The sequence below is a fragment of the Cyanothece sp. BG0011 genome (assembly GCF_003013815.1).
In the GTDB taxonomy this organism is placed as follows: Bacteria; Cyanobacteriota; Cyanobacteriia; order Cyanobacteriales; family Microcystaceae; genus Crocosphaera.
The window spans coordinates 1-12146 of sequence record NZ_PRLH01000188.1 but is presented as its reverse complement, the minus strand read 5'-3'; the positions used below and the strand labels follow the sequence as shown (position 1 = coordinate 12146).

Annotated in this window: 13 protein-coding genes and 1 pseudogene; 10 read left to right on the top strand and 4 right to left on the bottom strand. The window is 39.3% G+C overall.

The window, feature by feature from the left end; all coding sequences use genetic code 11:
- Window positions 1-10 precede the first annotated feature (10 nt).
- From atpB to C4E06_RS23765, 9 genes are all read left to right on the top strand, one after another.
- Complete coding sequence (atpB, locus tag C4E06_RS23805; protein WP_107670854.1) at window positions 11-766, top strand: F0F1 ATP synthase subunit A; 756 nt, start codon at window positions 11-13, stop codon at window positions 764-766.
- Window positions 767-1024: 258 nt separating this feature from the next.
- On the top strand, window positions 1025-1270 hold the full coding sequence (gene atpE / locus C4E06_RS23800; protein WP_007303504.1) for an ATP synthase F0 subunit C: 246 nt from the start codon (window positions 1025-1027) through the stop codon (window positions 1268-1270).
- An 87-nt stretch (window positions 1271-1357) separates the two neighbouring features.
- The gene (locus C4E06_RS23795) at window positions 1358-1789 is read left to right on the top strand and encodes a F0F1 ATP synthase subunit B' (RefSeq protein WP_107670853.1); all 432 of its coding nucleotides are present in this window, start codon (window positions 1358-1360) and stop codon (window positions 1787-1789) included.
- 30 nt (window positions 1790-1819) lie between these two features.
- On the top strand, window positions 1820-2356 hold the full coding sequence (locus C4E06_RS23790) for a F0F1 ATP synthase subunit B (RefSeq protein ID WP_107670852.1): 537 nt from the start codon (window positions 1820-1822) through the stop codon (window positions 2354-2356).
- A gap of 2 nt (window positions 2357-2358) precedes the next feature.
- Window positions 2359-2916 (top strand): ATP synthase F1 subunit delta, encoded by a 558-nt coding sequence (atpH, locus tag C4E06_RS23785; RefSeq protein ID WP_107670851.1) that lies wholly within the window; start codon window positions 2359-2361, stop codon window positions 2914-2916.
- Between the two features lie 44 nt (window positions 2917-2960).
- Entirely contained in the window at window positions 2961-4472 is a 1512-nt protein-coding gene (atpA, locus tag C4E06_RS23780; protein ID WP_107670850.1) for a F0F1 ATP synthase subunit alpha, read from the top strand.
- 88 nt (window positions 4473-4560) lie between these two features.
- Entirely contained in the window at window positions 4561-5505 is a 945-nt protein-coding gene (locus C4E06_RS23775) for a F0F1 ATP synthase subunit gamma (protein ID WP_107670849.1), read from the top strand.
- Window positions 5506-5679: 174 nt separating this feature from the next.
- On the top strand, window positions 5680-5955 hold the full coding sequence (locus C4E06_RS23770) for a hypothetical protein (protein ID WP_107670848.1): 276 nt from the start codon (window positions 5680-5682) through the stop codon (window positions 5953-5955).
- The gene (locus C4E06_RS23765) at window positions 5955-6221 is read left to right on the top strand and encodes a type II toxin-antitoxin system YafQ family toxin (RefSeq protein WP_107670847.1); all 267 of its coding nucleotides are present in this window, start codon (window positions 5955-5957) and stop codon (window positions 6219-6221) included. The genes C4E06_RS23770 and C4E06_RS23765 overlap by 1 nt, the downstream gene beginning before the upstream one ends.
- 17 nt (window positions 6222-6238) lie before the next feature.
- Here C4E06_RS23765 and C4E06_RS23760 read toward each other — a convergent pair whose 3' ends face one another.
- The 3 genes from C4E06_RS23760 to C4E06_RS28425 form a co-directional block, all read right to left on the bottom strand.
- A complete protein-coding gene (locus C4E06_RS23760) occupies window positions 6239-6997 on the bottom strand; it encodes a toll/interleukin-1 receptor domain-containing protein (RefSeq protein WP_107670846.1) in 759 nt (252 codons plus the stop codon).
- 112 nt (window positions 6998-7109) lie between these two features.
- Entirely contained in the window at window positions 7110-7481 is a 372-nt protein-coding gene (locus C4E06_RS23755) for a nucleotidyltransferase family protein (protein ID WP_107670882.1), read from the bottom strand.
- Window positions 7471-9909 (bottom strand): NACHT domain-containing NTPase, encoded by a 2439-nt coding sequence (locus tag C4E06_RS28425; protein ID WP_107670845.1) that lies wholly within the window; start codon window positions 9907-9909, stop codon window positions 7471-7473. Before C4E06_RS28425 ends, C4E06_RS23755 begins: the two co-directional genes overlap by 11 nt.
- Window positions 9910-10114: 205 nt before the next feature.
- Between C4E06_RS28425 and glyA the strand changes: the two genes are divergently transcribed.
- Complete coding sequence (glyA, locus tag C4E06_RS23745) at window positions 10115-11398, top strand: serine hydroxymethyltransferase (protein ID WP_107670844.1); 1284 nt, start codon at window positions 10115-10117, stop codon at window positions 11396-11398.
- A gap of 147 nt (window positions 11399-11545) precedes the next feature.
- Here the strand turns inward: glyA and C4E06_RS23740 are convergent.
- A pseudogene (locus C4E06_RS23740) lies at window positions 11546-11976 on the bottom strand (nucleoside deaminase).
- Between the last annotated feature and the right edge of the window lie 170 nt (window positions 11977-12146).

Genomic DNA, 12146 nt, shown 5'->3' with positions numbered 1-12146 from the left:
ATTCTACCCAATGACAATGTTAAATGGTTTACGCATTTTAGACACCTTACCCCTTGCTGCCTTAGAAGTGGGTAAGCACTGGTATTGGGAGATTGGCAATTTAAAACTACACGGACAGGTATTTATGGCCTCGTGGGTAGTGATTGCCTTATTGATTATCGCTTCGTTACTAGCAACCCGTAATATTCAGAGGGTTCCTAGTGGAATGCAAAACTTCATGGAATACGTTCTAGAATTTTTGCGGGACTTAGCGAGAACTCAATTAGGAGAAAAACACTATCGTCCTTGGTTGCCCTTTATCGGGACGTTATTTTTATTCATTTTCGTCTCCAACTGGTCAGGTTCTTTAGTTCCTTGGAGACTAATAGAAATTCCCGAAGGAGAATTAGCAGCCCCTACTAACGACATTAATACCACCGTAGCGTTAGCCTTATTAACCTCTCTGGCGTATTTTTACGCTGGTTTGAGTAAAAAAGGACTAGGATACTTTGCCAATTATGTCCAACCCATTCCCGTTCTCCTACCCATCAAAATTTTAGAAGATTTTACCAAGCCCCTCTCCCTAAGTTTCCGTCTGTTCGGAAACATTTTGGCCGATGAATTGGTAGTAGCGGTGCTTGTATTTTTAGTCCCCTTATTTGTGCCATTACCCCTAATGGCCTTAGGATTATTTACCAGTGCCATCCAAGCCTTAGTATTTGCCACCTTAGCAGGGGCTTATATACATGAGGCCATCGAGTCCGAAGAAGAAGAAGAACACGCTTAAAGGTAAAATCTTTAGGGAGAAAAAGGAGATAGACGAATATCTGTTGAACAAAAATGACCAAAACGTAAGACAATAACATGAGAAGTTGTATAGGGGAAAGTGAAATCAATCATTTTCTGGCGACATCTCAAATCCTTACCGATTGGGAGTTCTTAATACTTCGTCACCCAAGAGGGAAACTTCGCGCTCCTAAACGCTTAAGCTAACCATTAGCTTGCAATTTGTACTGTCAAGAAAATCAATCGAGGAAGAATTAACATGAATCCCACCGTTGCTGCTGCTTCTGTTATCGCTGCTGCTTTAGCTGTAGGTTTAGGTTCCATCGGACCTGGACTCGGTCAAGGAAACGCATCAGGTCAGGCTGTATCTGGTATTGCTCGTCAGCCTGAAGCAGAAGGAAAAATCCGCGGAACCCTATTGTTAACCCTAGCGTTCATGGAATCTTTGACCATCTACGGTCTCGTAATCGCGTTAGTTCTTTTATTTGCTAACCCCTTCGCTTAAAACCTAATCCAATGGTAGAGGCAGCAACTTATGCTGTCTCTGCATCAAAAAAAGCGTTAAGAAAACCAAGACGTAGATGGGTGAACCATGTTTGATTTTGATGCAACTTTGCCCTTGATGGCATTGCAATTTGTTCTGTTGGCGATTATTCTCAACGCCATTTTTTACAAGCCCTTAAATAAGGCATTAGACGAAAGGGCTGACTACATCCGCCAAAACGAAGGCGGTGGAAAAAAACAGTTAGCCGAAGCTAAAGAACTAGCGGCCAAATACCAACAACAATTGGCCCAGGCGCGCAAGGAATCTCAAGACATTGTCGCCCAAGCGCAAGCAGAAGCTAAGCAACTGGCAACAGAAGCTGTCGCCGAAGCCCAAAAAGAAGCCATAGCCAAAAAAGAGGCAGCTGCCCAAGAAATTGAGCAGGAACGCCAAGAGGCTCTAAAAACCCTAGAACAACAGGTTGATACCTTAAGTCGTCAAATTCTAGAAAAACTTTTAGGGCCAGAATTAGTCAAATAACGATGCTGTCTGTTGACTTCAATAACCGGTATGATCGATCCTTTTTTATTATTAGCCACTGAAAGTCACGCCGAAGGGGAATCTCTGATTGGTTTCCACTTCGACTTCTTAGAAAGTAACATTCTCAATTTAGCTATTCTGATCGGGGTTTTGGTCTTTTACGGTCGTAAAGTTGTGGGAAATATCCTCAGCGAACGACGGAATCAAATCGCCCAAGCCATTCAAGAAGCTGAAGAACAACAACGTACAGCAGCCCAAGCGTTAGCTAAAGAAAAAGAAAACTTAGCTCAAGCTCAAAAAGAAGCCGAACGCATTCGCCAAGCTGCCATCGAGAGAGCGAAAACCGTGAGAGCCGAAATTGAGGCACAAAGCGAACGAGATATTGCTCGTCTCAAAGAAACCGCCGCCGCCGATTTGTCTTCGGAACAAGAACGGGTGATGGCGCAATTGAAAAAACAAATTGCACAACAAGCCATTGTTAAAGCAGAAAGTCAACTGAAAGCACAAGTTGATAACAATACCCAACAGCGACTTATTGATCGCAGTATCACTAGGTTAGGAGGTTAAGGGTGAAAGGATCACTGTTTAGTTCAGAAATTGCTGAGCCTTACGCTCAAGCACTCATGTCCCTCGCAGAATCCCACGACATTACCCGCTCGGTTGGGGAAGACTGCCGTAGCATTTTAGAAATTTTAGAAGACTCTGCGGAGTTACGGGCATTTATTAGCTCTCCTGTCATTAAGGATGAGGATAAGCGATCGGTTCTAAATCGTATTTTAGGAGATGATATTCATCACTATTTACGGAATTTCATCATGCTATTGGTGGATAAACGACGAATCGTTTATCTAGAAGCCATTTGTGAACAATACTTGGCTTTGCTAAGAAAACTCACTAATACGGTTCTCGCTGAAGTTACCGCTTCAACGGAATTGAGCGATCGCCAACGTCGGGACGTGATCGATAAAATTAAAGCCTTGACCGGAGCCGAATCAGTCGAGTTGAAAACCGATAATGACCCGGAGTTAATCGGCGGTGTCATTATTAAAGTTGGCTCCCAAGTCTTTGATGCTAGTTTGCGCGGACAACTTCGTCGCATTAGCATCAGTCTGACCGGAGCGTCATAAGTTTAACCCATTGTAATTCATTCAATTGCTAAAAAGATCCCACTATGGTTAGTATCAGACCTGACGAAATCAGCAGCATTATTCGCGAACAAATCGAGTCCTATGACCAAAGTGTTCAAGTCTCTAATGTGGGAACCGTTCTCCAAGTTGGGGACGGAACCGCCCGTATTTACGGCTTAGAACAGTGTATGGCTGGAGAATTATTAGAATTTGAAGACGGAACCATTGGTATTGCTCTCAACTTAGAAGAAGATAACGTGGGAGCGGTATTAATGGGAACCGGTTTAGATATTCAAGAAGGCAGTAGCGTTCAAGCCACCGGCAAAATTGCTCAGGTTCCCGTAGGGGACGCTATGGTTGGTCGGGTGGTAGACTCCCTCGGTCGTCCCATCGATGGGAAAGGCGATATCAACACCTCAGAAACCCGTTTAATTGAATCTCCTGCTCCTGGTATTATTGCCCGTAAATCCGTGTGTGAACCCATGCAAACCGGGATTACTGCGATCGACGCGATGATTCCCATCGGTAGAGGACAACGGGAATTAATTATTGGTGACCGTAAGACTGGAAAAACAGCGATCGCTATCGACACCATCATTAACCAGAAGTCAGAAGATGTCATCTGTGTTTATGTGGCCATCGGTCAAAAAGCCTCTACCGTCGCTCAAGTGATTGGTACGTTAGAAGAAAAAGGCGCAATGGACTATACCATCGTCGTTGCTGCCAACGCCAATGACCCTGCTACTTTACAATATTTGGCCCCTTATACCGGAGCCACCTTAGCAGAATACTTCATGTACAAGGGTAAAGCGACTTTGGTTATCTATGATGACCTCTCTAAGCAAGCTCAAGCCTACCGTCAGTTATCCCTATTACTCCGTCGTCCCCCCGGACGGGAAGCTTATCCCGGAGACGTTTTCTACATCCACTCTCGTCTATTAGAACGGGCTGCTAAACTCAGTGATGCCCTCGGAGGTGGTAGTATGACCGCGTTGCCGATCATTGAAACCCAAGCAGGGGACGTATCGGCCTATATTCCCACTAACGTCATTTCCATTACTGACGGGCAAATCTTCCTATCCAGTGACCTGTTTAATGCTGGTTTCCGTCCTGCTATTAACGCAGGGATCTCCGTGAGTCGGGTGGGTTCTGCTGCTCAAACCAAAGCCATGAAACAGGTGGCCGGTAAGTTAAAGTTAGAACTGGCTCAGTTTGCTGAATTAGAAGCGTTCTCTCAGTTTGCGTCTGACTTAGATGCTGCTACCCAGGCACAACTGGCACGGGGTCAACGGTTACGTCAAATCCTCAAACAACCGGAAAACTCTCCTTTAGCAGTTTGGGAACAGGTAGCGGTTGCGTACGCAGGACTCAATGGTTACATTGATGATGTTCCTGTGGATAAAGCCACTGATTTCGCTTCTGGTTTAAGAGAATATATTGCGACCAGTAAGCCTAAATACCCTGAAATCATCAAGAGTGAGAAGAAACTCACCGATGAAGCAGAAAGCTTACTCAAAGAAGCTATTTCTGAATACAAACAAGCCTTTAGTGCTTAGTAATGTCGAGTTGTTAAGTCAGTGATCTCCAGAAGATCACTGACTTTGAAGTAGAACGTAAGTATTAATTTAGAATCACTCTCACATTATGCCTAACCTTAAAGCAATTCGCGATCGCATTCAGTCGGTCAAGAATACCAAAAAAATTACAGAAGCCATGCGTTTAGTGGCTGCTGCTAAAGTGCGTCGGGCCCAAGAACAAGTTATCTCGACTCGTCCCTTTGCTGATGCGTTGGCTAACGTTCTGTTTAACTTACTGAACCGTTTGAAGTTCTCAGACGTTAGTTTACCTTTATTACAACAAAGAGACGTTAAAACCGTTGGTATCGTGGTTGTTTCAGGCGATCGCGGTTTATGTGGCGGTTATAACAGTTATGTCATCCGTCGGGCCGAACAACGCATTAAAGAGTTAAAAGAACAAGGAATTGATTATCGTTTAATTACCATTGGCCGCAAAGCTACCCAATATTTTACCCGTCGGGAAGCCCCCATTGCCAATAAATATACAGGGTTAAACCAAATTCCTACCGCCGATGAAGCCGGAACCATTGCCGATGAATTGCTTTCCTTGTTTTTATCGGAAACAGTGGATCGGGTCGAGTTAGTTTACACTCGTTTTGTCTCTTTAATTAGTTCTCGTCCCGTGGTGCAAACCTTAGCCCCGTTGACCATGCAGGGGTTAGAAACAGAAGACGATGAAATTTTCCGTTTAGTTACCAAAGAAGGTAAATTAGGCGTTGAACGGCAAACTGTCGCTCAAGATATGAGTAGTTTTCCTCAAGACATGATCTTTGAACAAGACCCGGTTCAAATTTTAGACGCTTTGTTACCTTTATATATCAATAACCAGTTATTGAGAGCCCTGCAAGAAGCTGCCGCTAGTGAATTAGCTGCCAGAATGACCGCTATGAGTAACGCCAGTGACAATGCTGGTCAATTAATCGGAACGCTGACCTTATCTTATAACAAAGCCCGTCAAGCAGCCATTACGCAACAGTTAATGGAAGTTGTTGCCGGTGCGAATGCTTTATAAGATATTATTTTTTGAAGCAATATGAGGCGTTTAGAGGCGATCTAAACGCTTTTTTCATGGCAACAATTTTATAGTAATTAAGTAGCTATAGCAATTAGTAATCAGTTGTGAAAATTTTTAAAATGTTATACTTAGAAAGGGATCTAAATTATAGTAGAGATAACATATAAATCAATGAATCAAAATATTACATTAGAGTTAGTCTTAGAACTTGCTAAACAACTATCTGCTGTTGATAAGATTCGTTTAGTTAATGAAATCACTCCTAGCATTAACCAAAATAGTGACTTTTTAAAGCAAGTTGAAAAACAAAAAAGAATCGCAGAAGGAAGTTATACTATTGATGATTTTAATGAGGAAACACAAGAAGCGATCAATAATGTTGAAACAAAACAAAATTTAACCATTTGTCAGGATAAAAATGATCTTTATAATGAGTTGGATATCTGATGTTATCTCCTATTTTTGAAACTCGCTTTAAAAAAGATATTAAACGGTTAAAAAAGCGTGGTAAAGATATGGAAAAGCTGAAAGCAGTTATCGAAAAATTACTCAATAATGAAGTATTGGAACCGAAATATAAAGATCATGCTTTAACAGGTAATTGGAATGGATATAGAGATTGTCATTTAGAAGCTGATTGGATTTTAATTTATAAAATTACAGAAAGTCATCTTTTTCTAGTTCGTTCAGGTTCTCACTCAGATTTATTTTAATATTTTAAAATCTATTTTTACTTTTCATTTAATCTGGTTTCAATAGCTTTAATAATCTCCTCAAAATCTGATTCTTGGTGCATTTTTGTATTCAAAGTATTCATATTTTTTAAAGTGTCGGTTAAATTATCAATATTCCGTCTAATTTCATCATATAAATTCAGACTTTCCATAATCTTTGAACTATTAGCTAAATCAATTTGTTTATATTTTTCTTGTAATTTAGTTTTTTCTTGTTCCCAGTGTTGTAAATAGTCTAAGCGTTCTAAATCATCATAAATTCTGGCATCCCTCAACACAATAGGAAAAATTCTGTCATAAAACTCACCATTTTTAGCAATTTCTATCAATTCAAACATACAATTTTTAGATTTGAGATATTTATCACTAAGAACAACAATGATACATTTTCCTTGTCCAATACGCTGCATAAATTCTTTGATTAATCCTTTATAACCTAAGTCTCGTTTATCTCGAATAATGGTGATTCCTTTTGCTTGAAATGCGTTATCTAGTTCATTGGTGAGGGTTTCGCTGTCTCCTCCCCAAGCATAGGAAATAAAAATTTCTGTATTAGTCATCATTTTAACAGTAGATTTAGGAACAATAACAATATTAATTGAGTCGTTTTTATCTTCACAAATTTCTAATACATAACCGTCTTCTCCTTGTTGGGGATGGGGAACAATATCTACTAATATAGCAGTATCACCTTTTTTTAGGTTATATTTTGGGAAATCTTGAGTTAGATAAACTGGTTGATATAGATTACTCATTATGTTATTTTTTCAGCCACCTATTATATTATAAATAATTAGTTTCATCAAAAATATAGGACATAATAGTATTATGTCCCTACAAATACTTCTTTGTAGGGATTTAACAGTGTTAAATCCATAAAGCTAATTTTCTCACAACTGAAACCTGATTGATATATGTCTTAAATAATCGCTCGAAGATGGAGACATATTCAACCTCTTGTAAGATTTCTTTACCAACATAAGGACTTAATGATTCAGGGGTAATTAAATCAACTTTTCGTTCTAATAAATCTTCAAGAAAAATTGATAAACTCATAAAGTTATCGAAGGTTTTTAAATGAGGATGAAATGTGACCAAGACATCAACATCACTATCTTGATTAACTTGTTCTTTGACAAATGAGCCAAATAACCCTAAACGGGACACTCCAAAGTCTTGAAAGCGTTTTTTATTTTGTTGAATTAAGGTGATGATATCCTGTTTTGTGTTAACTTTCATTTTCATCATCATCTGAGATGATTTTTAAACTAATCAATTGAATTTTCTGATCGATTTTGCGTTTTAACCAAACGGTAATTATGGTTAATTTTTCATCATTAATACTGTTTAATTCTCCTTTGACGTGGTACAAGATTCCATAATCATTTTCCTGATGTTGACTGACGATATTCTGGTTAATAATTTGCTGAATAGTTTGTTTGAGTTGTTGGGGGTTCGATAGAGTAAATCCTGCTTGAGTTAGTTGTCTTGATTTATCATAATTTTGTTTATATTTTAAGCAATATTCTGTTAACTTAGTGTCAGAGATAAGGGAATTTTGAGGGATTTTTAGGAATGGTAAGCAAAGGGTTTGATAGATTTGACATTTATCTTGAATGGTTTCTAAAGCTTTAAGGATATCAGAAAAACTATGATTGAGATATTGTCTATCATTATGTAATAAATAATCGTTTAACGGTAAAATCGCTATTTGTGATCCAATTTCTCCCAATATGTTGGCTGTTCTCACACGAATATTCCAATCATAGTCATTTAAACCTGATATTAACTGCTTGATATCTGCTTTTGAAAAAATTGATTTTGATATTGCTTGAGATGCTTTCATCATAATCCATCTTCTGAGTGTGAGTAGAGCAATAATCAAATCTTGAGACTCTTTTAAAAAAACTCCTTTATTTGATGCTAATATTACCGCAACTTCCTCAAGATCACTCAATGGATCATTGCCCCAACTATAATTAAAATTGTTATTCAAATCGGAAATAAAAGATTCAGTAAAAGTTTTTGAGCCAATCTCCTCTAATATAGAAACTGCTTCTTTACGAATGTAATAATCAGAGTCATTTAAAGCCTTTTCTAAACTTTCAATAGCTTTGTCAGACTTCGTTCTTCCCAACAACTCTACTTTATATAATGCTGGAATCTCTAACTTTTTGACTAAATCAACTGTCTCACCCTGAAATGTATCATTTACCTCTCCTGATAACCTTGCACCTAACTGTAAATCCACTGCTAACCCCAACTTAACTAACCTAACTGCTTGCGGTTTCTCCCTCAATAACCCTGCAACCACTGCCATCGGTTCCGTCCATTTGAGATAATTAAGATAGTCCCACTGCAACTGTTCATCGGTTAGCTTATCAAACTCTAGCACTAGGGTTTCTGCAGCATAATATTCCTGGATTAACTGATGACGAAATTCAATGTCATCCTGTCCCCGTTCTTGTAAGAGATGATAATTCAACAAATCTTCTAAAAATACCTCATTAATAAGAGGGTCAGAGATAGCTCCTAATTTTGTTAGAAATTCCCCTAAAATTTCCTGAGCTTCTGCTTTACTGATGACAGGTTCATTCTTACGCTTCGTCATTTCAAAAGCCAAATATTGCAATACATCTGGCCATTTTTCGATTTGCTTTTTTGAAACTGAGGGATCTGCTTTTGATTTAATCGTGATTCTTGGGCTAACATTCTTTTTGAATTCTTTATCATACCAGGTAGTAAACACCCGAAATACCTCCCCTAAATTGTCAGGAATTTGCTCATTCTGTACAAAAACAGAACATAACATCCATAACAGCAAAGGAGTCTCTTCCAACTTTTTAATTCTTCCCCCTAACTGCTTTAACATTGCCTCAGCTTCTTGTTCAGGCAACTTATAATATTCAAAATAACCCTTAACAAACTGCCGCATCTGAGGTTCCGTTAACGGTTCCATCGTCAGCTTTTTTTCAATGTTTAAATCACCCCGTAACCCCAACTCTCTCGTGGTGAAAATCATCGGAGTTTTGGAATATTGCTGCTTAAACTGCTGTAAATCTTGATAAGCTGCATCAGAGGGCAACTCATTGACCCCATCCACCAATAACAGCAATTTACCTTCTTTTAATAAAGTTTCTAAGTCAGATGTATTGACATTTAACTTATTTTGTGATAGGAAGTTTTGAATTGAATCTAGAACTGATGTTTTATAGGATCTAAGTTCTACCAATACAGGAATTTTAATATTATCTTCCTTTTGTGCGATCGCGCCGCAACTGAGTGAGGAACTTTTGCCTTTTGCCTTTTGACTTCGGGCAAGATCACCATCTTCCAACAATAACCGAACCAACGCCGTCGACTTGCCCGATCCTGGTTTTCCTCGTAATAAGACATGATTGGCTGCATATTTCCGTAAACCTTCTAAAACCCCCAATCTTTCTATTTTTTCTTTTTCTTCTTCTCTATTTTCTCTCTCTTCCTTCTTCGGAACTGTTTGCACCTTTAAATCTAAATCCAATAAAAAAGGCGATCGCGTTTTACTATCATTTCTAGGTTTAGAGATTTCTTTGCCCACAACATCCGTAACAGTGTAAGTCTCCCACCACTGCGTATACTTAGGATTATTGCAGATTGCCTCTAAATATCCCGAAAAATCAACCGTCACGATAAATCAAACACTTATCAATACCATGATTTGATTATAGTAACTTGAGTTTGAAAAGATTCTACATTCTGCATTCTGCATTCTGCATTCTGCATTCTGACTCCTGAATATTAAACTGATCTTGTATTATTGAACCGTAACGCAAACATTAAGTATAATTGGGGGTTGGGAACACCGTAAGCCAAAACGAAAGGATTGAATAACAGTGACTGATACTAATTTAGATTTTTTAGCCCAAACCGATCCCACCCTTGCTGCCATGATCCAAGGGGAACTACAACGGCAACGGGAACATTTAGAATTAATCGCCAGTGAAAACTTTACCTCACCCGCCGTCTTAGCTGCACAAGGCTCGGTGTTGACCAATAAATATGCAGAAGGATTACCGAAAAAACGTTATTATGGCGGTTGTGAATGGGTTGATAAAGCCGAACAATTAGCCATCGATCGCGTTAAAGAGTTATTCGGTGCGGCACACGCCAACGTGCAACCCCATTCCGGCGCACAAGCCAACTTTGCCGTTTTCTTATCCCTTCTCAACCCTGGCGATAAGATCATGGGGATGGACTTATCCCACGGTGGCCATTTAACCCACGGTTCCCCCGTCAATGTTTCAGGAAAATGGTTCGAGGTATCCCATTATGGCGTAAGTCCCGACACCGAACGATTAGACTACGATGCTATTTTAGAATTAGCCAAAAAAGAGAAGCCTAAGTTATTGATCTGTGGTTACTCTGCTTATCCCAGAATTATTGAATTTGATAAATTCCGAGCGATCACCGATGAAGTAGGCGCTTACCTCATGGCTGATATTGCTCATATTGCTGGTTTAGTAGCCAGTGGTCATCATCCTAACCCCTTACCCTACTGTGATGTCGTAACAACCACTACCCATAAAACCCTACGAGGGCCAAGGGGTGGTTTAATTATGACCAAGAACCCTGAGTTGGGCAAGAAGTTCGATAAGGCGGTCTTTCCTGGTACGCAAGGGGGCCCATTAGAACAGGTGATTGCAGCGAAAGCAGTCGCCTTCGGAGAAGCCCTTAAGCCTGAGTTTAAGGTGTATTCTGGCCAAGTAATTGCCAATGCTCAAGCTCTAGCTAATCAGTTGACACAACGAGGCTTTAAGCTGGTTTCTGGTGGCACTGACAACCATTTAATGTTAATTGATTTACGCTGCATTGACATGACCGGGAAAGAAGCAAATAACTTAGTCAGTGAAATTAATATTACCGCTAACAAGAATACTGTACCTTTCGATCCTGAGTCTCCTTTTGTCACCAGTGGTTTAAGGTTGGGATCGCCAGCTATGACCACGAGAGGATTAGGGGTTGAAGAATTTACCGAAATTGGTAATATTATCGCTGATTGTTTACTCAATCGCAACGATGAAGCGGTTAAAAAAGATTGTTTAAACCGAGTTAAGGCATTATGCGATCGCTTTCCTCTTTATCCTCACCTTAATATTCCTGTTCCTGTCCTAGCATAAACTCAGTTTAATCAGTTGTAGGGGTTCATTCCCCTACTCAACAGGAATGCAAAAGACTTTAAAATTAGACTAACATAACCTCTCTGTTGCCTTTTGCCTCTTGCCTGTCTTCGTTAGTAACCTTTGATAATCAGAGTTCGTATTATATTATTTACCAATATCTTCGTCCCATAATCGAGGATTTTTTTCAATAAATTCTCTCATCAAATCTTTACATTCTGCTAAGTCAAGATCAATCACTTCCACCCCATGAGACTCCATAAAATCTTTCGCCCCTGTAAAGGTTTTTGATTCACCTGCAATGACTTTTTTAATATTAAATTGAACCACTGCACCAGCACATAAATAACAAGGCATTAACGTCGAATATAGTACCGTATCTTGATAATTACCAATGCGTCCAGCATTCCTTAAACAGTCAATTTCTGCATGGGTAATGGGATCACCATCTTGGACTCGTTTATTATGTCCTCTACCAATAATTTTACTATCTTTGACTAACACTGAACCGATGGGAATACCCCCGTTTTTAACCCTTGTTTAGCTTCAGCGATCGCAGCTTGGATAAACTTATCCATCATAAAAATTGTCCCAACGACTGAATTAGTTGATAATTTTAGCTGAAAAAAGAGAGAAGAAACCATCATTAGGGACGAAACTTCTCTCTATAAAGTCATTATTTCTATTTTTTCTGAGTTTTAGTTAATTTACGTTTGAAACCGGCCCCGAAGGCCACAGCAACTCAGAA

Coding starts and splice junctions, on each gene's coding strand:
- atpB (WP_107670854.1), top strand. CDS start 11: ATGACAATGTTAAATGGTTTACGCATTTTAGACACCTTACCCCTTGCT.
- atpE (WP_007303504.1), top strand. CDS start 1,025: ATGAATCCCACCGTTGCTGCTGCTTCTGTTATCGCTGCTGCTTTAGCT.
- C4E06_RS23795 (WP_107670853.1), top strand. CDS start 1,358: ATGTTTGATTTTGATGCAACTTTGCCCTTGATGGCATTGCAATTTGTT.
- C4E06_RS23790 (WP_107670852.1), top strand. CDS start 1,820: ATGATCGATCCTTTTTTATTATTAGCCACTGAAAGTCACGCCGAAGGG.
- atpA (WP_107670850.1), top strand. CDS start 2,961: ATGGTTAGTATCAGACCTGACGAAATCAGCAGCATTATTCGCGAACAA.
- C4E06_RS23775 (WP_107670849.1), top strand. CDS start 4,561: ATGCCTAACCTTAAAGCAATTCGCGATCGCATTCAGTCGGTCAAGAAT.
- C4E06_RS23770 (WP_107670848.1), top strand. CDS start 5,680: ATGAATCAAAATATTACATTAGAGTTAGTCTTAGAACTTGCTAAACAA.
- C4E06_RS23765 (WP_107670847.1), top strand. CDS start 5,955: ATGTTATCTCCTATTTTTGAAACTCGCTTTAAAAAAGATATTAAACGG.
- C4E06_RS23760 (WP_107670846.1), bottom strand. CDS start 6,997: ATGAGTAATCTATATCAACCAGTTTATCTAACTCAAGATTTCCCAAAA.
- C4E06_RS23755 (WP_107670882.1), bottom strand. CDS start 7,481: ATGAAAGTTAACACAAAACAGGATATCATCACCTTAATTCAACAAAAT.